The organism is Pedobacter sp. Leaf170 (genome assembly GCF_920984665.1).
Classification (GTDB): Bacteria; Bacteroidota; Bacteroidia; order Sphingobacteriales; family Sphingobacteriaceae; genus Pedobacter.
Genome location: NZ_CAKLBP010000011.1, coordinates 26,408 through 46,973, shown reverse-complemented (window position 1 = coordinate 46,973; position 20,566 = coordinate 26,408). Strand labels below are relative to the sequence as shown.

The window sequence follows — 20,566 nt, the reverse complement described above, 5'->3', positions numbered from 1 at the left end:
ATTTTACAAAATACAGTAATTCTTTTGCCGGCTAAAACCTACATTTGAAAAAAAATCAACATGAAAAGCTTGCCCCTCGCCTTATTTATTAGCGCAATTAGTTTAAACGCAAATACTCAAACATCTCCTAAAAAAGTAATCACAAAACAAGTTGTAGATATCGCCTGCGGCGAATGTCAATTCAAAATGCTTGCCAGCCCACAAGGCGGGAAAGGTAAAAGCTGCGATTTAGCAATCCGGATTGATGGTAAACCTTACTTTGTTGATGGTAAAAACATTGATGATTTCGGCGATGCACACGGTGAACATGGCTTTTGTAATGCTGTTAGCAAAGCAGAAGTGAGCGGAGAGATTGTAAAAAACCGTTTTAAAGCAAAAGAAATTACAATACTGCCAATTAAAAAATCATTATAAATTTTATTTAGCATTACACTAAACGCCCATTAATCCTTATTTAAAATATTTCTAATCTACTCTAAATCATTTATCTTTACAATCATCACCATGAATAAAGAGAAATTGAAGTTATGGTTTAAAAGGGTTGGCCTAATAGGCTTTCTATTTTTCCTGATTAAAGGCTTGATTTGGCTTGTGGTGTTCTATTATGTTGGGAAAAATGTTACTTAAAAGTGAACAGCATGTTTGCTAAAAAATTCCATATAAATACCAGAACTATTGCAAAAAACTTAGCTAAGTAAAAGTTAATGCCGTTTTTACGCTGGTGAAAAAAGTAAATAATAACGGTATTTAAGACTAATCCAAATAAGCTTACGGCAAGGAATTTAAAAAATTCTGTTCCCCAATGTGTGTTTGTGCTTTGGAAAGTCCAAATTCTATTAATTAAATAATTATTTGTTACGGCCAAACTAAAACCAACTGCATTGGCAATATATTTATTGATTTTTAGTTTCTCCTTACACAACCATGTTGCGCCAAAATCTATCGCCATGCCTAAAAGACCTGTTAAACCGAACTTTACGATGCGAAAGATTAAATCCATTCTAATTTACTTTAACCAAATAAAAGTGCTCCAGCACCCGGTTTCTTGAGTTTTTGTTTAGGAATTTTGGCGTTAATTTAGAAATATGAAAGTATTCAAAAGAATTTAAAACTTGAACATTATAGGATGCTTTTAATTTAGGAAGCTCAACTTCTGAAACGTATAAAACTAAATCTTTCGTGTTCTTATATTGATTTAAATCTTCATAATTCCGCAAATATTTTACTTCGCCTGGGGCATAAAAATCAAATGAAAAAGCATCTATATAATTTAAAACTGCAGGTTTAGCGGTTGGGTAATTTTTCTTTAACCATGTTCCGGCCTCACTGCCAGATTGGTATTTTAAAAGGGCAGGATAGAAGAAAACAAATAAATATGCCATCAAACCGATAAAAAGGAATACACTTCTGCCAATGATGGTTTCTACTTTAAATCCTTTAAAAATGATAAAAGCCACAATAAAAATAATGGCTATCATGATTATTGCTATTACATAATTATTAAAGCCGAAATAATATGCTAGCGCAGAAAGTAATATGATAACCAATGCATAAATAACATTCTGTACAATCAGAAATCCCTTTAAACCTTTTATTTCAAGCTTCTGCAAATACAAAGCCGTTATAATGGCAAACTGAGGAAAAACAATTAAAATATAGTGTGGTAATTGGAACTTCGACAATGAAAAAATTAAAAAAGTTACTGCCGCACTTGCCCAAATAATAATACTTTCTGGTGCCAGATTATCCCGGTTTTTCTTTTTAAATAAATTTACAACTGCTGCATAAAGCAATACCGACCAAGGTAAAAATGCCCAAAGAGTTGTGTGTAAAAAGAAAGAAATATCTCCTTTACCTTTAATTGGTCCGTTGTTAAAAAATCTCCCGAATTGGCTATCCCAAAAGAAAAATTTTAAACCTGATACGCCGGTTCTGTTAAAAACAACTTTCTCAGGATGTAAATCGAACTGTGTATAAAGGGAGTATAATTCTGGCGTAATGAATACAAAGATTAAAACAATTGCTATCCACCATTTTGGTTGCCACAGTTGTTTATACTGTTTTGTAAATAACCAATAAATGATGAAGCCGGCAAAAACGGGAATCAATACAAAAATTCCTTTTATTAGTATTGCGCAAGCTGCAAAAAACGAACCTGCTACGACATGCCAGAAAGAATAATGTTGCGCTTTATAATAATGATAAATGGATGCCAGTGTAAACGTGGTGATGTAAATCTCTGCCCTTACATCAAAAGTTGATGTGCCAATATGCAGGGCGCTCAGAAAAATTAAAGCGCTAATTAGTCCCGTTTTCTCATCATAAATATCTTTTGCCAGCTTATATAAATACCAAACGCCAAGCAACCCGAATAAAAAGTTAGGTAATTTATAAGCGAATGCAGAGATGCCAAAAAGTTTAAATGAAGCAGCTGCTATCCAAAAAGTTAAATGTGGCTTATCTAACCAATCTGCTCCTCGGCCGTATAGGTTAAGCCAGTCTTTATAAATAATTATGTTTTTTGCCATCGAAGCATAAAGTGCTCCATCTGGCTCCATAACCCCACTAAAAAGAGCAAAACTGCTAACAATTACGAGTGCTGCAATTAAAATTTTATATAATGTTGTATCCTTTAAATTCATGACGATTTGAACAAATATGAGCAAAAAAAAGTCAAATTTATTTAAGCTTTGAGATAAACAAAGGCAAAGCCTTATCTTTACGGCATGACAAAGTTATCGGTTAATATCAACAAAATTGCTACTTTACGCAACAGTCGTGGCGGCAACAATCCTGATTTAGTTAAAGTTGCATTAGATTGTGAGCGTTTTGGTGCGCAAGGTATTACTGTACACCCGCGTCCAGATGAACGCCATATTCGTTATCAGGATGTTTATGATTTGAAAGCCGTTATTTCAACAGAATTTAATATCGAGGGTAACTGCCGTGAAGATAAATTTGTCGATTTGGTTTTAGCCAATAAACCTGTTCAGGTTACTTTGGTGCCAGATGCCGAAGGTCAGATAACTTCAAACCATGGTTGGGACACCCTAAAACATAAAGATTATCTTAAAGAAATGGTTGCTGTTTTTCAGAAAGAAGGCATTCGCGTTTCAATATTTGTCGACCCCGTTGTAGAAATGATTGAAGGTGCTGCTGAAACCGGAACAGACAGAATTGAATTATACACCGAGGCTTATGCTCAAAATTATTTCGCAGATAGAGAAAAAGCTGTGGTAAATTACATCGCAGCGGCAAAATATGCCAACCATTTGGGTTTAGGTATCAATGCAGGGCATGATTTGGATTTGCATAACCTACATTACTTTGCCCAAAGTATTCCTGGTTTGTTAGAGGTTTCTATTGGCCATGCGCTGATTAGCGATGCGCTATATTTGGGTTTGGAAACAACAATTCAAAAATATTTACAACAGTTAGCGTAATAAGCTGCAAATAATAAAGTCGTCATTGCGAGGCACGAAGCAACCTTTTAAGATAAGATTGCTTCGTGCCTCGCAATGACGTAATTAAAAAATATCATGTTAAAAGGAATTATCCTTGTCTTTTTTGGTGCCTGTAGTTTTGGCATCCTGTCAACTTTTGTAAAACTTGCTTACCATGAAGGCTACACATTAGGCGATGTAACCGGCGCCCAGGCTTTTTTTGGTGCCGTTATTTTATGGACACTCTTTTTCTTTCAAACCAAAACCCGGAAATATAAAGCAAAAGCAATTGAGACTAAAACGCCTTGGTGGCAAATGGTTTTGGCTGGAACTTGTACCGGTCTTGTTAGTGTTTTCTACTACCAATGCGTTAAGCTTGTTCCAAACTCTGTGGCCATTATTTTATTAATGCAGTTTATTTGGATGAGTATTTTACTCGAATTCTTAATCTTTAAAAAGAAACCTTCAGGATTACAGTTTATAGCAATTCTACTGGTTTTAGGCGGAACAGTATTAGCAAGCGGTATGGTAGAAACGAGTATTAAAAGTTTAAGCTTAACCGGAATTGGCTTTGGGTTGTTAGCGGCGGTTTGCTATGCTGGTTTCTTAATGCTGAGTGGAAAAATTGGAAATGAATATCCTCCACTAAAGAAAAGTGCTTTAATGATTACGGGCGCCTGCATTTTAATTTTTATCATTTTTCCGCCCACATTTTTATTCAATGGCGCTTTAAGCGGTAGTTTATTGAAATGGGGTTTGATTATAGCTGTTTTCGGAACCGTTATCCCTCCATTATTTTATGCAGAAGGTGTTCCAAGAATTGGTACGGCTTTAAGCTCAATTTTAAGTGCCGCAGAATTGCCCGTAGCAGTAATGATGGCTGGCTTTGTGTTACAAGAGCAGGTTTCTTTTTTGCGGTGGGTTGGCGTTTTCGTAATATTATCGGCAATGGTAATTCCAAATTTGAAGTATTTGAGACGGCCTGCTTAGTTTAATAATTAACCGCAAAGTTCGCATAGATAAGTGCGCAAAGAACACAAAGCTGGGTGTTGAATTTTTAACCACAAAGCACACTAAGAAAAACACAGAGAACACTGAGTTAAGTATTCAAGATTTGTGAATTCGGTAAAGCCTCTGTTCACTCTGCGGTAAAATATGTAGCCTAAACTCTTCTTTTTCTTTGCGAAAAACTTAGCGTTCTTTGCGGTTAACCTAAAAATAAATACCTTTAAAAAGCAAATTCAAAAACATGAAAAAACATATCCTTTATATATTATCTTTTCTTATTATCGGCTTCGCCGGATGTAAAACCAAAACCACCATTAATCAGGAAGAAGCGGGTAGTGTAATTACAGACTACTTGACTGCTAACCCGGAATACAAAACAACACGGTTTAATTTTGGAGAAATTAAATTTAGCAGCAAAAGTGATAAACAAGATTTAGCTAAATACAAAACTTTAGAAGGTACCGGAATGGTAACATTAAACTTAAAAGAAGCGAACAAAAAATTTTTATCGAAAGATAGCAGTTTCCTTTATCGAGTGACGTTAACCGAAAAAGCAAGTCCATTGGTTTTAAAGCAAGATGATGATAAGGCTACGGTTAAAGTTGTGGAATACGTTCTTTCAGATGAAAAACCAGTTGATTTCTCTCAGGTAAATTCAAGTACAGCCAAAGTTACTGTTTCATTAAAAAAGGTAAATACAGTTTTTGCTCCTTTTGATAAAAACGCAAATGAAAACAGCGACTTCATAACCAAAACTTATAGATTGAAGTTAAGTAAGGATGAAGGTTGGAAAGTGCAGAAGTAAACTTTTACTTATTCAAAAACCAGGTTTTAAATCTTTTAAATAAATCTACTTTTTTTGCTTTTGGTTTTCCGTCATGGGTTAAATCATTATCGTAATGATTTTGCAGTTCTGCCGCATAATCTTGTTCTGATTTGTTGCCAGATTTTAGCTCTTCGATAAAACGAACTGCATTGAAATTCAAGGTGCTGTTGAAAGAAACGGCATAATATTCACTTCGCTTTATCGGTTTTTTATTTATGTTAATTTCATCAGCTCCGTTTTCTGCAAAATAATCTATATGCTGGATTAATGGGTTAAGCTTTTTTAAACGTTTTGTTCCTTTTCTTTCGTTTCGCCAGGGATGTTCTCTTTTGTGAAGTTGAGCCAATAGAAAATCTTTTTTCCAAAGGGTAATTTGGTGAGACATTAAAAAATTTGACGCCTTATTATCTACCTCTGCAATATTAAATCCTTCAATAAAATTATCAGTTTCTTTTGTTACATAAACATCAGAACTATGAAGTTTTACTTGTTTCCAGTTATTTATAGTAGCTAACTTGAATAATTCAGTAAAGAATTTAGGATTTACCGGTTTACTTAACCACATGTCTTCCTGAAAATAGAGCACATAATCCTCATCAATATTTTTGAGTAAATTAGCAAGTCTATCTGCCCATTCGCCTTTGCCAGATTTGATATTGGTAAAGCCATTAACTTCTGCATCTTTTATTTCCGTAGCAAAATAATAGTTGCAAGGAATTTTAAAATCCCAGTTCTTAGAAAATGAATAGTCGAAACCTTTGTATAAAAATTCATAACGATCGCAGGCGTGAACTAAAAGAGCAACATTATTTTTTGAGTTTGGCATGTAATCTTAAATGATTAACGTGAGTTATGGGTGTAAAAAATCGTTTGTAGTATTAAAACTGTATTCTAATATCAATTAAGCATGTTGTTTTGTCCTGACCGGACGGGCTTTTTTCTTTTTGACGTCAAAAAGAAACAAAAAACGCCAGCTGAAAATTTTTGTTTTAAAGTCAGTGAGTTGGCTTTGACTGTGCTTCCCCAATCCCGTACGTACGGGATGTTAGGCCGGTAATAAGTAGAACGAAGATTTTATGCTTTGGCTTAGTCAAACGTTCATGTTTATTAATAAAATTAAGACCCATAATTCATGTAGGTTTAATATTTCAAAGATATAAAACTTTGAATGGGTTTAAACTGACATTTTTAGCACAGGTTTATTTTACTAAACCCAACAGCCGCGGAAATACTTTTTGTTTGTAGAAACTTTAAATTAACTGACAAAAATTAACAAAAAGATTGTAGCAAATGGCGGGAACAAACTTAAATTTTTACACAAGCAGCGCTTTCCAAATAATTTAAATTTTTAGCAATAAAGCACACAAACGTTTGAGTGTGTCAATAAGTTTATAATCTACTATTTTTGTAGCTTTTAATCGTAAATAAGACACCTTTTTTACACTTATATATAGCAAAATACAACGCCCTTTTCGTTACCTTTGCACGCAAATTATTATTCATAACGCATGAGCTTAAATATCCATTACAAGGAAGATTTTCAAAACCGTCATATTGCGCCGAATGAGGCAGATACAGCAGAAATGCTGCAAGCTGTTGGGGTAAATTCTATTGATGAGCTGATTGAACAAACTGTGCCAGGTGCAATTAGGTTAAAACAACCTTTAAATTTGCCTGCTGCAAAATCAGAAACTGAATATCTTGGTGCTTTAAAACAAACTTCGTTGTTAAATAAGGTTTTCAAAAGCTTTATTGGTCAAGGTTATTATGATACGATTACGCCAGGCGTAATTTTGCGTAACGTTTTTGAAAATCCGGGATGGTACACCCAATACACACCTTACCAGGCTGAAATTGCTCAAGGCCGTTTACAGGCTTTGTTAAATTTTCAAACTATGGTTATCGATTTAACCGGAATGGAAATTGCCAACGCATCTCTTTTAGATGAAGGTACAGCTGCGGCAGAAGCAATGTTTATGCAATACAGTACGCGTAAAAATCAAGCTGCAAAGAAATATTTTGTATCTGAATTGGTTTTTCCGCAAACGATAGATATTTTAAAAACCCGTGCAAATCCATACGGAATTGAACTGGTTATTGGTAGCCATTTGGATTTCGTTGCTACAGAAGATTTTTTCGGTGCAATTGTTCAATATCCTGCTGGTAATGGTGAGGTTTTCGATTACAAAAACTTTGCTTCAGAACTGCACAACCAAAACATTAAATTAACAGTTGCTGCAGATATTTTAAGCTTAACCTTATTATCGCCTCCAGGCGAATGGGGTGCAGATATTGTGGTTGGTACAACACAACGTTTCGGTATTCCTATGGGATTCGGTGGTCCTCACGCAGCATTTTTTGCAACTAAAGATGAATATAAGCGTTCAATCCCTGGCCGTATTATTGGTGTAACCATCGATAGCCACGGTGATTACGCTTTACGTATGGCTTTGCAAACCCGCGAGCAACACATTCGTAGAGATAAAGCAACTTCAAACATTTGTACGGCACAAGCTTTATTGGCTATTATGGCTGGGTTTTATGCAGCTTATCACGGTCCGAAAGGTTTAAAAGCCATTGCAGAACGTACACATGGTTTGGCAATAAGCTTGGCCTCAACATTAAAAAGCTTAGGTTACGAGCAATTAAATTCTGCTTATTTTGATACGATTCGTTTCGATTTAGGCGATTTAAAAGGCGGTATTCACTCTGGATGTTTAGATAACGAAATCAACTTAAATTATGTTGGGAATGTTGCAACCATTTCAATTGATGAAACCACAACCTTTGAAGATGTAGCTTTAATCGCTAAAATCTTTGCTAAAGTAAAAGCGGTAGCGGCAGACCAGGTTGAAGTTGTAGAAAATGTTACTACAGTTATTCCTTCGGCTTTACAGCGTACTTCTGAATATTTAACACACCCAATTTTTAACTCGCACCATTCAGAACATGAAATGTTGCGTTACATCAAATCACTAGAGGCTAAAGATTTATCGCTTTGCCACTCGATGATTGCATTGGGAAGCTGTACAATGAAATTAAACGCAACGGCAGAAATGATTCCGGTTACCTGGTCTCATTTTGGTCGCGTACATCCGTTTGCGCCCGCCGACCAGGTTTTAGGTTATTATTCTGTTTTTAATGAATTGGATAAATGGTTAAGTGAAATTACAGGCTTTGCAGCAATGAGTTTACAGCCAAATGCTGGTGCTCAGGGCGAGTATGCTGGTTTAATGGTTATTCGTGCTTACCATCAGGATAGGGGAGATTTCCATCGTAACGTAGCTTTAATTCCTGCATCTGCTCATGGTACAAACCCTGCTTCTGCGGCAATGGCCGATATGAAAATTGTTGTTGTTAAATCTTTAGAAAATGGTAATATAGATGTTGAAGATTTAAAAGCGAAAGCAGAATTACATAAAGACAATTTATCATGTTTGATGGTTACTTATCCATCAACGCATGGTGTATTTGAAGAAAGCATTATCGAAATTTGTGAAACTATACATGCTAACGGCGGACAAGTTTACATGGATGGTGCAAATATGAATGCTCAGGTTGGTTTAACAAGTCCGGCTAATATCGGTGCTGATGTTTGCCACTTAAACTTGCACAAAACTTTCTGTATTCCTCACGGTGGTGGTGGTCCTGGTATGGGTCCGATTGGTGTTGCAAAGCACTTGGTTCCATATCTTCCTGGCCACGCTGTGGTAGATATCGACAAAGGAAAATCAATTTCTGCGGTTTCTTCTGCACCTTGGGGTTCGGCTTCAATCTTGATTATTTCTCATGCATACATCGCTATGATGGGCGCTGAAGGATTAACCAATGCTACAAAATATGCTATTTTGAATGCAAATTATATGAAAGCTCGTTTAGAACAACATTATCCGGTACTATATTCAGGTGCTCAAGGTCGTTGTGCACACGAGATGATTTTAGATTGCCGTTCTTTCAAAGCATTTGGAATTGAAGTTACCGATATTGCAAAACGTTTAATGGATTATGGTTTCCATGCGCCAACGGTTTCATTCCCGGTTGCAGGTACGTTAATGGTTGAGCCTACAGAATCTGAGCCTAAACATGAGTTAGACCGTTTCTGTGATGCTTTAATTGCTATTAAAAAAGAAATTGATCAGGTTGAAAACCTAACTTTCGATAAAATAGATAATCCTTTAAAAAATGCACCGCATACCGTTTCGGTAATTACCGCTAACGAATGGGAACATGCTTATAGCCGTCAAACTGCTGCATTCCCGCTACCTTATGTGTTAGAGCGTAAGTTTTGGCCATCGGTTGGACGTGTAAATGATAGCCATGGCGACAGGTCATTAATTTGTGCTTGTCCACCGGTTGAGAGTTATTTAGAGGAAATAGTGCCTTAGGGTTTAGGGTAGAAGGTATAGGGTTTAAGGTGCAGGGTTTAGGGTATAGGGTAGAAGGTAAAAGATTTAAGGTTTTCCTTTCCATCGCTGAACCCAACACCAATCCGTCATTGCGAGAAGGCTTTTTCAGCCGACGAAGCAATCTCTTTTTAAATAATTAAGCCTTGGTTCGTGTTTCTACAAAGCAAATAAATCATCTGCAAGTTTTTGAATTCATTTTCATAAAGCTTGCAGATTTTTTTTGCCCCTCATTTCAGGCGCAACCGAGAAATCTTTGTACTGATAACCTATGTTCAAAGATTTCTCCATTACGCTGCGCTCCAGTCGAAATGACGATTTTGACTTTCCTACTCGTCATTGCGAGGAGGCTTTTTCAGCCAACGAAGCAATCTCATTTTAGATAATTAAGCCTTGGTTCTTGTCTTCACGAAACAAATAAATCATCTGCAAGTTTTAGAATTCATTTTCATAAAGCTTGCAGATTTTTTTTTGTTCGGCATTTCAGGTTCAGCTGAGAAATTTTTGTACTAATAACCTATGTTCAAAGATTTCTCCATTACGCTGCGCTCCAGTCGAAATGACGATTTTGACTTTTTTGCCCGTCATTGCGAGAAGGCTTTTTCAGCCGACGAAGCAATCTCATTCTAGATAATTAACCCTTGGTTCGTGTCTCCACGAAGCAAATAAATCATCTGCAAGTTTTTGAATTCATTTTTTTTAAAGCTTGCAGATTTTTTTGTTCGGCATTTCAGGTGCAGCCGAGAAATTTTTGTACTAATAACCTATGTTCAAAGATTTCTCCATTACGCTGCGCTCCAGTCGAAATGACGATTTTGACTTTCCTACTCGTCATTGCGAGAAGGCTTTTTCAGCCGACGAAGCAATCTCATTTTAGATAATTAATCCTTGGTTCGTGTTTCTACGAAGCAAATAAATCATCTGCAAGTTTTAGAATTCATTTTCATAAACCTGCAGATTTTTTTTGCCTCTCAATTCAGGCGCAGCCGAGAAATCTTTGTACTGACAACCTATGTTCAAAGATTTCTCCATTACGCTGCGCTCCAGTCGAAATGACGATTTTGACTTTCCTACTCGTCATTGCGAGAAGGCTTTTTCAGCCAACGAAGCAATCTCATTTTAGATAATTAAGCCTTGGTTCGTGTCTTCATGAAACAAATAAATCATCTGTAAGTTTTTGAATTCATTTTCATAAAGCCTGCAGATTTTTTTTGCACCTCAATTCAGGCGCAAAACAGAAACTATTTAAATAAACACTCCAAAATGCCATAAGTTTCCGGCTGGGTCTAGCAAGAAACATTCGCTGCCCCAATCTTCATGTTTGATGGGTGAAGGTTTAACATTATATTTTTTATCTAAATCTAAAGCAGACAAATCATCGTGAAAGCGGTTAATGTCGTCAACTTCCATAAATACCATGGTATTTTCAATCCAATCTTTAACGTAGGCATTTTGTAAATAAAAAGCCATATTGCCGCTCTTAAAAACCGACATTTGGTTACCTAAAGTTACTTCTTCAAAACCTAAATCGCGGTAGAAGTTCCTGGATATCTCGAAATCTTTAGCGCCAATAAACTGGCGGATTGATTTTGCATTGTGATTCATTATTTCTTTTATTTATTTGCTTACTAATATAATGAAATATTGGTTGGACATTTTGAAATCCTAAATAGAAGCACCGCATTGCCCACCTAAACGGGATTGAAATGATATCTCCCGATTTTTCATCGGGAATTTAATGGAAAGCCCGACTAACATTAAACAACGCTGCTGCATTTGCTTTTCCTAATCATTTTTAAGCCGTCAAATTAAACCTCCACAATATTTTTCAGTCAATAGAATGATTTTAAATAAATCATATAATTTTAAAAAACTTAACATACATCAATAGCAACCAAGCAATGTTAAGTATATCTTTGTATCAAATTTTAAAAAACCAGAAAATGAAATTAAAAATCTCTTCAATCTTTTTATTAGTTGCAGTTGTGTCATTATCAGCTTTTACAACTATTAAACCAGTAACTTACACTGTAGATGCAGCAAAATCAACCATTACCTGGGTTGGGAAAAAAGTTACAGGTTCTCACAACGGAACTATCGCTTTACAATCAGGAACGTTAAACGTTGATGGTAAAAAAGTAACTGGTGGAACTTTCACTATCGATATGAACTCTATAAAAGATGCTGATGGTAGCGCTAAATTAGAAGGCCACTTAAAAGCTGATGATTTTTTCGGAGTAGCTAAATTCCCAACTTCAACATTCGTAATTACTAAAGTTGCTGGTACAAATGTAACAGGTAACTTAACAATCAAAGGCATCACTAAACCGGTAACTTTCCCTGCAACTATCTCTGTTAATGCTGATGGTACAGTATCTGCTTTAGCTGGTAAAATCGTTGTTGATAGAACTAAATATGACATCCGTTACGGTTCAAAATCTTTCTTCGATAGCATTGGCGACAAAGCAATCGATGATAATTTCGAGTTAGCTGTTAAATTAGTAGCTAAAAAATAATTCTCTAGGTCTCGGAAAAATATAAAGCGCTCAATTTATTGGGCGCTTTTTTTTGTCGGCGCCAGGTATGAAGCAATCATCATGCGCATATAAAAACCTCGATATAATATGTTTTCTATAATATTTTGGAAAGCAGTTTTGTAGTTAATTTTAATGTTTGTTCCCGCTATTCGCTACAATCTTTTTCAAACCTATAAGGTTTTGAAAAACTTATAGGTTTGAAAAAGTATTTTCGCTGCTATCGGGTTTAAACACTTACAGAACTGCAAGAAACAAAGGATGCAAATTGCAGAATGTGCTGAAGCCTTGGTTGCTTATCATTCTTCCGTCAGTTGAAACTGACGGCAATGAAATCATGAAACTATCTGGTTAGCCTTAGGCTTTCAAATTTATTTTGCACCTGCATTTACCTAGCCGTTGGCCTTAGCCAACGGATATTTGTAAATAATTCATGAATATTTAAATTTCAATAGTCAACTACGAACTTTATACTTTCAACTTTTCACTTTGAATTTATCACTTTCAACTTTTCACTTTCAACTTTCCACTACCTTATCTTAAATCCACCCTCAACTTCATCAACAAAACCGGTAGCTTGGTCTTTGCTATGGTAAAATAAACACTCCCAGTTTTCTGCTGCTGCTCTTTTGCCAAATTCTTTGCGCAATTCCATCGCCCTGCGGCCATCGAAATCATATTTGGCAATAAAATTTTTAATTAATTCGCCCGGCTCTGGCAAAACATCACCGCCAAAAAATACTTTCTGGTTACCTTCAGTTAATAAAAAAACCTGATGATTCGGACAATGCGCACCCGTAAATTCAAAAGCAATTGTTTCATCTAAGCTGCCATCACCCTCAATAAATTTTAATTGCGCATTTCTTTGAACAACCTCAAAAATGTCGGTATGATAAGAGGATGATGTGCTGCTAAAAGCAGTTTCCCATTCGCCACGATTAATCACGTATTCTGCATCCGGAAAGCTAAGTTGTGCTTTATCACCAATTTTATGAATCATACCACCAGAATGATCATAATGTAAGTGCGACATTAAAACCTTAGTTACATCTGTTGGGTCGAAACCTGCATTGCGAATATTTTTATGCAAAATTAATTCACCATGGTCATCACTAAAACCCAATCCGGTATCAAATAAAATCAAGTCGTTTTTTAGCTCAACCAAAAATGGCTGTACATTAATAAATAAAGATGCTGGTCTATCTCTAAAATTATGAATAGCAGAATCAAAAGGAATAAATTTTTTCGTAGCATCTACAGAGTAGGTGCCTTCAAATAAGGTATGAACTTGCAAAATATATTAGTTTTAATGTGCTGTAAAGTTAACAATCTATTTCTTCATTCGTTTTGGCATTGTGTTTAAGTATTCAATTAAAATGTATATTTACTGTTCGGAGAAAGAATAAATGGAAAAAAGATGGGTAAAAGCATCAGATTGTAATGATGATACTGTTAATAAAATAGCTGAAGAATTAAATATAGACCGTTCACTTGCGCAAATATTAGTGCAAAGGAATATTTGCAGTTTTGATGAAGCAAAAGATTTTTTCAGGCCAAATTTAAATCACCTTCATAATCCTTTTTTAATGAAGGATATGGATGTTGCTGTGGCCAGAATTGAAGTTGCCATTGATAATCAGGAGAAGATTTTAATTTATGGCGATTATGATGTTGATGGTACCACTTCTGTAGCGCTCGCTTATAGCTTTTTCTCTCAATTAACCTCCAACATAGAATATTACATACCAGATAGATACCTCGAAGGTTATGGTATTTCTACAGCAGGAATTGATTACGCTAAAGAAAAGGGTTTTACTCTAATTATTGCTTTAGATTGCGGTATAAAATCAATTGATAAGATTGATTATGCAAATGACTTAGGTATTGATTTCATCATTTGCGACCACCATTTACCAGGCGATGAATTACCAAAAGCTTTAGCGGTTTTAGACCCGAAAAGAAGTGATTGCGAATATCCATTTAAAGAACTTGCTGGCTGTGGAATCGGCTTTAAACTCGCTCAGGCTTATGCTCAGCAGTATGAACTGCCACAGGAAACCTATTTGCAATACCTGGATTTGGTTATGGTAAGCATTGCCGCCGATATTGTTCCTGTGGTTGGTGAAAACAGAATTTTAGCTTATTATGGTTTACAGAAACTAAACTCAAACCCTTGCGAAGGTTTGAGGGCTTTGATGGAGGTTTCTGGCAAAACCGAAAATTATACCATAACTGATGTGGTTTTTACATTAGGTCCGCGGATAAATGCTGCGGGCAGAATAGACCATGCAAAACATGCCGTAGCGATGTTGCTGTGCCAGGCTGATGGCAATTCTTTAGAGCAGAGCGAATCAATTAATTTAAAAAATACCGAACGTAAAACTTACGACCAGGATATTACCCGCGAAGCTTTAGCTTTGATTGGCGATAGTGAAATCTTAATTAATCGCAAAACTACTGTTGTTTTTAACGAAAATTGGCACAAAGGCGTTATTGGTATCGTAGCATCCCGGTTAACCGAAAAATATTACCGACCAACAATTGTACTTACAAAATCAAACGGTCATGTTGCAGGTTCTTGCCGTTCGGTGGTTGGTTTTGATTTGTACGAAGCTTTGAGTGGTTGTTCAGATTTATTAGATCAATATGGCGGCCATAAGTTTGCCGCAGGCTTAACTATGCAAGAAAGCAATGTTGCAGCATTGGCTGATAAATTTGAAGAAATTGTATCTGCATCCATAACCGATGAGCTTTTAACGCCCATGATAAAAATTGATGCAGAAATTGAGCTTGCTCAAATTGATGGGAAATTCTATCGCGTTTTAGCACAAATGGGTCCGTTCGGGCCAGAAAATATGGCGCCAATTTTTGTAACACATAATGTTTACCTTGCTCAGTATCCAACTGTTGTTGGGGCAAATCACTTAAAAATTAATATAAAACAACAAAATTCGAGTATTTTTGAAGGCATTGCTTTTGGTTTAGCAGAATTTGAGAAACTTTTACAACCAAATGTTCCGTTCTCGGTTTGCTATACTTTAGAAGAAAATGTGTGGCGTGATAAAAAGCGTTTGCAGTTAAATATTAAAGGCATTAAGACAATAGAATAAGAAGCAAGGATAAAAGAACAAACTCTTTTTTCCTGTATTGCTAAATAAATTCTGAAATAAATTCAGAATGACATAATTTGAACATGTTGATTTGGATTTATGGTAGTCGTAAATCAAAAATTTAAATAAATAATGATATTAAGAGCTGAGCATCTTGTTAAAAAATATAAACAGCGAACTGTTGTTAATGATGTTTCATTTAACGTTAGTCAGGGTGAAATTGTTGGTTTACTTGGGCCAAACGGGGCAGGGAAAACAACATCATTCTACATGATTGTTGGTTTAATAAAGCCCAATGAAGGTAGGATTTTTCTTGAAGATGAGGACATTACAGAAGATGCAATGTATCGCCGGGCGCAAAAAGGTATTGGTTATTTAGCCCAGGAAGCATCAGTTTTTAGAAAGCTAACTGTTGAAGATAATATCCTTTCTATACTTGAAATGACTAAACTTAGCAAGGAAGAGCAGAAAGATAAACTGGAAGAATTAATTAATGAATTCAGTTTGCATAAAGTACGCAAAAACAGAGGCGATTTATTATCTGGTGGCGAGCGTAGAAGGACCGAAATTGCGAGAGCTCTGGCTGCAAACCCAAGTTTTATTTTACTTGATGAACCATTTGCGGGCGTAGATCCGATTGCGGTTGAAGAAATTCAATCGATAGTTGCAAAACTAAAACATAAAAATATTGGTATTCTAATTACCGACCATAATGTTCAGGAAACGCTTTCGATTACCGATAGGGCTTATTTGCTTTTTGAAGGTAAGATTTTAGAGCAGGGTGTACCTGAGGTTTTGGCCGAAAATGAAATGGTTAGAAAGGTTTATTTAGGTTCTAACTTTGTTTTAAAACGTAAGAATTTTGATGTTTAAGAAAAGCTCATGGCAATAGTAAATTCTATTTTTACTTGGTTAATGAAAAAGCGAATCCACCAGATTGAGCTTTTTATGAAATATCCGCATGATGTGCAACAAGAATGGTTTCATACCTTAATTGATAGCGCTGAAAATACAGAATGGGGCAAGCTTTATGATTACAAATCAATTTTAACACCTCAGCAATTTCAAGAGCGGGTTCCTGTTCAAAATTATGATACTTTAAAGCCTTACATCGAGCGGATGCTTAATGGTGAGCAAAATATTTTATGGCCATCTGATATTAAATGGTTTGCAAAATCATCTGGTACAACTAGTGATAGAAGTAAATTCATTCCAGTATCTGAAGAAAGTTTGGAAGAATGCCATTTTAAAGGCGGTAAAGACATGCTGTCTATTTACTGCAATAATCGCCCCGATAACCAAATGTTTACTGGTAAAGGTTTGGTTTTGGGTGGAAGTCATCAGGTTAACCAATTAAACGAAGACTGCTTTTATGGTGATTTATCAGCTGTGCTGATTAAGAATTTACCTATTTGGGCTGAGTTTTATCGTACGCCGGATATGTCTATCGCCTTGATGGATAATTACGAAGTGAAGATGGATAGAATGGCAGAAGCCACCATCCACGAGAACGTAACCAGCATTTCTGGTGTGCCAACCTGGACAATCGTGTTAGCTAAAAAGGTGTTGGAACTTACGGGTAAAAAACACTTGCTTGAAGTTTGGCCAAATTTAGAACTATACGTTCACGGAGCGGTAAATTTTGGTCCGTACCGCGAGCAATTTAAGCAGCTTATTCCATCTCCGGATATGTATTATCTGGAAACCTACAATGCTTCTGAAGGTTTTTTCGGAATTCAGGATCAGGATAATTCGGAGGAAATGCTTTTGATGTTGGATTATGGTATTTTCTATGAATTTATCCCGATGGAAAATATTGGAGAAGAAAATCCGACCGCACTTTTGTTGGGCGATGTTGAGTTACATAAAAATTATGCTATTGTAATTTCTACAAACGGCGGTTTGTGGCGTTATATGATAGGAGATACGGTTCAGTTTACATCACTGGAACCTTATCGTATTAAAATAACAGGGCGAACAAAACATTTTATAAACGCATTTGGTGAGGAGGTGATTATTGATAATGCAGAACAGGCCTTAACTAAAGCTTGTGCTGTAACAGGCGCTGAAATTAAAGATTACACCGCCGGGCCAATTTATTTTGAAGGCGAAAAGGCTGGTGGACATGAGTGGATTATAGAATTTGATAAGCAACCAGATGATTTAGAAAAGTTTATCGATGTAATGGATAATACCTTACGTGAAATAAACTCTGATTATGATGCAAAGCGATTTAAGGATTTGGCGCTCTGCCGTCCGAAAGTGCATAATGCAGCGTCGAATACTTTTTATAATTGGTTAAAAGCGAAGAATAAACTGGGCGGTCAGCATAAGGTTCCTCGTCTTGCAAATGAAAGAAAGTATGTGGATGATATTCTGGAAATGATGAAATCTCAATAAAATTATACTTTTTTCGTTTTACATTTTACATTGAAATAACCTCCATGAAATTAGACAGAAAAAAGATATTAGATTTTTTTAAAAAATCGGAAAATAAGGCAAGTGTTTTATTAAACAATAAAAGCAAGGCTAAACAAACCATAAACGATGCATTAGGAAAAGCAGTTACCAATAAAGGTGATTTGGAAGGCGTGTGGAGTAAATTGCTCTTACTTTTCGCGATTGCTAAAGATTATGTTAATGGCCATTATACTGAAATTCCAAAAAGGTCAATCATTTCAATATTGGGCGGTATTCTTTATTTTTTATCTCCTATTGATATTATACCCGATTTTATACCGGTTTTAGGTTTCATAGATGATGTATTTATTTTGAACCTGGTTTATAAGCAAGTTTTAAAGGATTTAGAAAAATATAGGGCCTGGAAAGATAAACAGTTAGACCTAAATGAACTCAATGGCTCAGCAACATAATGGTTTTTTCAACTGGTTAAATCATCATTTATTCACATGCCCTTTTAAAGCTCAGTTTGGTTTCGATTGTCCGGGTTGTGGCTTGCAACGTTCGGGAATGGCGCTGTTACAGGGTGATTTTATCGAATCTTTCAGGTTATATCCTCCAACCATCTTAATGGTTTTTTTGGGTTTTTACACCATATTCCATCTAAAATTCGATTTTAAATTCGGTGCTTTGATTATCAAAAGTACATTTATTGCTATTGCAGTAATTGTTGTAATCAATTACATTTACAAAATATACAACCATCAACTCATAAGTTAACTATACTATGTCTGAAGAACAAAATCAACCGGAAAACCAACCAGAGAATCAATCTTTTCAACCTATTAATACACCACCAGTAACGCCTCCACCGTTTCAACAGCAGCCACCATTTGGTCAGTTTGGCGGAGGAATGGGTTATCAAAATTTACCAAATGCAACCATAGTTCTGGTTTTAGGGATATTATCAATTGCATTCTGTTGCTGTTACGGTATCCTGGGTTTAATTCCTGCGATAATTGCATTAGTGCTAAGCAAAAAAGATAAAGCATTATATGAATTAAACCCATCAACGTATACAGAAAGCTCTTTCAAAAACTTAAAAGCCGGTAGAATTTGTGCCATTGTAGGCTTAGTGCTAAATATCATTTCATTGCTTTATTACATCGCAATCATTGTTATTTTTGGTTTTGGAATGATGAACGACCCACAGAAAATGCAGGAAATCTTAAAAGGCTTACAATAATTGCAGCTTTTTAATTTTACCTTAAAAATATAAATCGAATGGTGCATGCCATTCGATTTTGTTATTTTTGTACATTATATTGTAAATCAAAACATAAGATAAATGTATCCAGAATATTTAGTTGAGCCAATGCGTAAGGAATTAACCAACGTTGGTTTTGAAGAATTAAAAAATGCACAAGAAGTTGATGCAGCTATTAAAGGTGAAGGAACTGTTTTAGTTGTTGTAAATTCTGTTTGTGGTTGTGCAGCAGCAAATGCTCGCCCGGCAGCGAAAGTAGCAGCAGCGCATGAAAAACATCCTGATAAATTGGTTACTGTTTTTGCAGGAATGGAAAGAGAAGCAGTAGATCAGGCTAGAAATTATATGATGCCTTATCCGCCATCTTCACCGGCAATGGCATTATTTAAAGATGGTAAGTTAGTACACATGATTGAGCGCCATCAAATTGAAGGCAGACCAGCACAAATGATTGCTGATAACCTTATTGGTGCTTTTGAGCAATACTGTTAATACAGATAAAATTATTGAAGAGATTGCACAGGTTTTGGTAACTATATCTGTGTAATCCTTTTTTTATTTTCTTAAATCTGTGATTTCTAAAAATCCTTATTTAGTAATTTCTCTAGTTCGCCGAATGAAACATTCATCCTAACTCTACCTTGTTTAGCGTATGAAATTTCCCCCGTTTCTTCTGATATAATCACAGCAACTGCATCAGTTGTTTCAGAAACACCAATTCCGGCTCTATGCCTCAAACCAAATTGAGATGGAAGCTGATCGTTATCAGTTAAAGGCAAAATGCAACTTGCACTTTTTATCTTATTCTCAGAAATAACCACAGCACCATCATGTAAAGGACTGTTTTTCTGGAAAATACTTTCTAATAATCGCTTAGATATTTTGGCCTCAACAACTTCACAACTATTTGCAAAAAACTGTTCATCATAAAACTTAACAAATACAATTAAAGCACCCGTTCGTGTTTTTTTCATGGTTTTGCAGGCGTCGATGATGGGTTTTATACGGGTTAGATTGTTGCGTTCAATTTCTTTTCTACCAAATAAATAGCCCCACCAAGCCTTATTTTTTTGAAGGAAGGCATTTTTACCAATAAGTAACAAAAATCTTCTTATTTCGGGATGAAAAATTACGATTAGCGCAATAATGCCCACACTCATAAATTTTTCAATTATGGCGGTAAGCAACTCCATGTGTAAACCTTTTACTATCCAGTAGAAAACGGTTATTACAAACATTCCAACCAGTAAATTAACAGCAAGGGTATTACGAATAAGCGTGTATACATAATAGATTAACAGTGCAACAAGCACAACGTCTACTACATCAGTGGGTGATATTTTAAGGAAATCGAAATCAAAACTTTTCATCTACGGCAAGATAGTAAATGTTGGACGTTTCTTTTTGTTAAATGATTAAATTGTATGGTTTAGGTTAACTGTTTTAATTGTCGTATTATTAAGTTCTTGATTGAACCCTAGATTTTATCATCAGTAATATTTGACACGTAACGTCATTGCGAGGCACGAAGCAATCTAAATAGAAAGATTGCTTCTTGCCTCGCAATGAGGAGGA

General features: G+C 35.6%; 19 protein-coding genes. 13 read left to right on the top strand and 6 right to left on the bottom strand.

The window, feature by feature from the left end; translation table 11 throughout:
• The first annotated feature begins 60 nt into the window (after nt 1-60).
• Nucleotides 61-414: a DUF6370 family protein gene (locus LUA90_RS18980; RefSeq protein WP_231492175.1), complete on the top strand. Its 354-nt coding sequence runs from the start codon at nt 61-63 to the stop codon at nt 412-414.
• A gap of 205 nt (nt 415-619) precedes the next feature.
• Here LUA90_RS18980 and LUA90_RS18975 read toward each other — a convergent pair whose 3' ends face one another.
• Both LUA90_RS18975 and LUA90_RS18970 read right to left on the bottom strand, forming a co-directional pair.
• A complete protein-coding gene (locus LUA90_RS18975; RefSeq protein WP_231492173.1) occupies nt 620-1,000 on the bottom strand; it encodes a GtrA family protein in 381 nt (126 codons plus the stop codon).
• A gap of 1 nt (nt 1,001) precedes the next feature.
• Nucleotides 1,002-2,642 carry a glycosyltransferase family 39 protein gene (locus LUA90_RS18970; protein WP_231464127.1) on the bottom strand — a complete coding sequence of 547 codons (1,641 nt, stop codon included), beginning with the start codon at nt 2,640-2,642 and terminating at the stop codon, nt 1,002-1,004.
• A gap of 84 nt (nt 2,643-2,726) precedes the next feature.
• On the opposite strand from LUA90_RS18970, the gene LUA90_RS18965 reads away from it, so the two are divergent.
• The 3 genes from LUA90_RS18965 (at nt 2,727) to LUA90_RS18955 (ending at nt 5,256) form a co-directional block, all read left to right on the top strand.
• The gene (locus LUA90_RS18965) at nt 2,727-3,443 is read left to right on the top strand and encodes a pyridoxine 5'-phosphate synthase (protein WP_231464126.1); all 717 of its coding nucleotides are present in this window, start codon (nt 2,727-2,729) and stop codon (nt 3,441-3,443) included.
• A gap of 96 nt (nt 3,444-3,539) precedes the next feature.
• A complete protein-coding gene (locus tag LUA90_RS18960; protein WP_231464124.1) occupies nt 3,540-4,433 on the top strand; it encodes a DMT family transporter in 894 nt (297 codons plus the stop codon).
• A gap of 259 nt (nt 4,434-4,692) precedes the next feature.
• Nucleotides 4,693-5,256 carry a hypothetical protein gene (locus tag LUA90_RS18955; RefSeq protein ID WP_231464122.1) on the top strand — a complete coding sequence of 188 codons (564 nt, stop codon included), beginning with the start codon at nt 4,693-4,695 and terminating at the stop codon, nt 5,254-5,256.
• Nucleotides 5,257-5,260: 4 nt separating this feature from the next.
• On the opposite strand, the gene LUA90_RS18950 is transcribed toward LUA90_RS18955, so the two are convergent.
• Nucleotides 5,261-6,103 carry a hypothetical protein gene (locus LUA90_RS18950; protein WP_231464120.1) on the bottom strand — a complete coding sequence of 281 codons (843 nt, stop codon included), beginning with the start codon at nt 6,101-6,103 and terminating at the stop codon, nt 5,261-5,263.
• 682 nt (nt 6,104-6,785) lie between these two features.
• Here LUA90_RS18950 and gcvP point away from each other — a divergent pair.
• Nucleotides 6,786-9,662 (top strand): aminomethyl-transferring glycine dehydrogenase, encoded by a 2,877-nt coding sequence (gene gcvP / locus LUA90_RS18945; protein ID WP_231492171.1) that lies wholly within the window; start codon nt 6,786-6,788, stop codon nt 9,660-9,662.
• Nucleotides 9,663-10,925: 1,263 nt separating this feature from the next.
• Here gcvP and LUA90_RS18940 read toward each other — a convergent pair.
• Entirely contained in the window at nt 10,926-11,285 is a 360-nt protein-coding gene (locus LUA90_RS18940; RefSeq protein ID WP_231492169.1) for a VOC family protein, read from the bottom strand.
• 338 nt (nt 11,286-11,623) lie between these two features.
• Here LUA90_RS18940 and LUA90_RS18935 point away from each other — a divergent pair, with 338 nt between their 5' ends.
• Nucleotides 11,624-12,196: a YceI family protein gene (locus LUA90_RS18935; RefSeq protein WP_231464114.1), complete on the top strand. Its 573-nt coding sequence runs from the start codon at nt 11,624-11,626 to the stop codon at nt 12,194-12,196.
• A gap of 547 nt (nt 12,197-12,743) precedes the next feature.
• On the opposite strand, the gene LUA90_RS18930 is transcribed toward LUA90_RS18935, so the two are convergent.
• Nucleotides 12,744-13,508 carry an MBL fold metallo-hydrolase gene (locus LUA90_RS18930; protein ID WP_231464112.1) on the bottom strand — a complete coding sequence of 255 codons (765 nt, stop codon included), beginning with the start codon at nt 13,506-13,508 and terminating at the stop codon, nt 12,744-12,746.
• Between the two features lie 112 nt (nt 13,509-13,620).
• On the opposite strand from LUA90_RS18930, the gene recJ reads away from it, so the two are divergent.
• The 7 genes from recJ (at nt 13,621) to LUA90_RS18895 (ending at nt 19,483) form a co-directional block, all read left to right on the top strand.
• Nucleotides 13,621-15,324: a single-stranded-DNA-specific exonuclease RecJ gene (gene recJ / locus LUA90_RS18925; RefSeq protein WP_231492167.1), complete on the top strand. Its 1,704-nt coding sequence runs from the start codon at nt 13,621-13,623 to the stop codon at nt 15,322-15,324.
• A 132-nt stretch (nt 15,325-15,456) separates the two neighbouring features.
• On the top strand, nt 15,457-16,197 hold the full coding sequence (gene lptB / locus LUA90_RS18920; protein WP_231464108.1) for an LPS export ABC transporter ATP-binding protein: 741 nt from the start codon (nt 15,457-15,459) through the stop codon (nt 16,195-16,197).
• 9 nt (nt 16,198-16,206) lie between these two features.
• Nucleotides 16,207-17,724: a GH3 auxin-responsive promoter family protein gene (locus tag LUA90_RS18915; RefSeq protein WP_231464107.1), complete on the top strand. Its 1,518-nt coding sequence runs from the start codon at nt 16,207-16,209 to the stop codon at nt 17,722-17,724.
• A gap of 44 nt (nt 17,725-17,768) precedes the next feature.
• Nucleotides 17,769-18,197 (top strand): YkvA family protein, encoded by a 429-nt coding sequence (locus LUA90_RS19585; RefSeq protein ID WP_370635375.1) that lies wholly within the window; start codon nt 17,769-17,771, stop codon nt 18,195-18,197.
• Nucleotides 18,181-18,504 (top strand): DUF2752 domain-containing protein, encoded by a 324-nt coding sequence (locus LUA90_RS18905; RefSeq protein ID WP_231492165.1) that lies wholly within the window; start codon nt 18,181-18,183, stop codon nt 18,502-18,504. The genes LUA90_RS19585 and LUA90_RS18905 overlap by 17 nt, the downstream gene beginning before the upstream one ends.
• Before the next feature lie 7 nt (nt 18,505-18,511).
• The gene (locus LUA90_RS18900) at nt 18,512-18,970 is read left to right on the top strand and encodes a CCC motif membrane protein (protein WP_231492164.1); all 459 of its coding nucleotides are present in this window, start codon (nt 18,512-18,514) and stop codon (nt 18,968-18,970) included.
• A gap of 102 nt (nt 18,971-19,072) precedes the next feature.
• Nucleotides 19,073-19,483: a BrxA/BrxB family bacilliredoxin gene (locus tag LUA90_RS18895; protein ID WP_231492162.1), complete on the top strand. Its 411-nt coding sequence runs from the start codon at nt 19,073-19,075 to the stop codon at nt 19,481-19,483.
• Nucleotides 19,484-19,569: 86 nt separating this feature from the next.
• On the opposite strand, the gene cdaA is transcribed toward LUA90_RS18895, so the two are convergent.
• Entirely contained in the window at nt 19,570-20,361 is a 792-nt protein-coding gene (gene cdaA / locus LUA90_RS18890; RefSeq protein WP_231492160.1) for a diadenylate cyclase CdaA, read from the bottom strand.
• Nucleotides 20,362-20,566 lie beyond the last annotated feature (205 nt).

Coding starts and splice junctions, on each gene's coding strand:
- LUA90_RS18915 (WP_231464107.1), top strand. CDS start 16,207: ATGGCAATAGTAAATTCTATTTTTACTTGGTTAATGAAAAAGCGAATC.
- LUA90_RS18905 (WP_231492165.1), top strand. CDS start 18,181: ATGGCTCAGCAACATAATGGTTTTTTCAACTGGTTAAATCATCATTTA.
- lptB (WP_231464108.1), top strand. CDS start 15,457: ATGATATTAAGAGCTGAGCATCTTGTTAAAAAATATAAACAGCGAACT.
- recJ (WP_231492167.1), top strand. CDS start 13,621: ATGGAAAAAAGATGGGTAAAAGCATCAGATTGTAATGATGATACTGTT.
- LUA90_RS18935 (WP_231464114.1), top strand. CDS start 11,624: ATGAAATTAAAAATCTCTTCAATCTTTTTATTAGTTGCAGTTGTGTCA.
- LUA90_RS18960 (WP_231464124.1), top strand. CDS start 3,540: ATGTTAAAAGGAATTATCCTTGTCTTTTTTGGTGCCTGTAGTTTTGGC.
- gcvP (WP_231492171.1), top strand. CDS start 6,786: ATGAGCTTAAATATCCATTACAAGGAAGATTTTCAAAACCGTCATATT.
- LUA90_RS18975 (WP_231492173.1), bottom strand. CDS start 1,000: ATGGATTTAATCTTTCGCATCGTAAAGTTCGGTTTAACAGGTCTTTTA.
- LUA90_RS18965 (WP_231464126.1), top strand. CDS start 2,727: ATGACAAAGTTATCGGTTAATATCAACAAAATTGCTACTTTACGCAAC.
- LUA90_RS18895 (WP_231492162.1), top strand. CDS start 19,073: ATGTATCCAGAATATTTAGTTGAGCCAATGCGTAAGGAATTAACCAAC.
- LUA90_RS19585 (WP_370635375.1), top strand. CDS start 17,769: ATGAAATTAGACAGAAAAAAGATATTAGATTTTTTTAAAAAATCGGAA.
- LUA90_RS18950 (WP_231464120.1), bottom strand. CDS start 6,103: ATGCCAAACTCAAAAAATAATGTTGCTCTTTTAGTTCACGCCTGCGAT.
- LUA90_RS18900 (WP_231492164.1), top strand. CDS start 18,512: ATGTCTGAAGAACAAAATCAACCGGAAAACCAACCAGAGAATCAATCT.
- cdaA (WP_231492160.1), bottom strand. CDS start 20,361: ATGAAAAGTTTTGATTTCGATTTCCTTAAAATATCACCCACTGATGTA.
- LUA90_RS18980 (WP_231492175.1), top strand. CDS start 61: ATGAAAAGCTTGCCCCTCGCCTTATTTATTAGCGCAATTAGTTTAAAC.
- LUA90_RS18955 (WP_231464122.1), top strand. CDS start 4,693: ATGAAAAAACATATCCTTTATATATTATCTTTTCTTATTATCGGCTTC.
- LUA90_RS18970 (WP_231464127.1), bottom strand. CDS start 2,642: ATGAATTTAAAGGATACAACATTATATAAAATTTTAATTGCAGCACTC.
- LUA90_RS18940 (WP_231492169.1), bottom strand. CDS start 11,285: ATGAATCACAATGCAAAATCAATCCGCCAGTTTATTGGCGCTAAAGAT.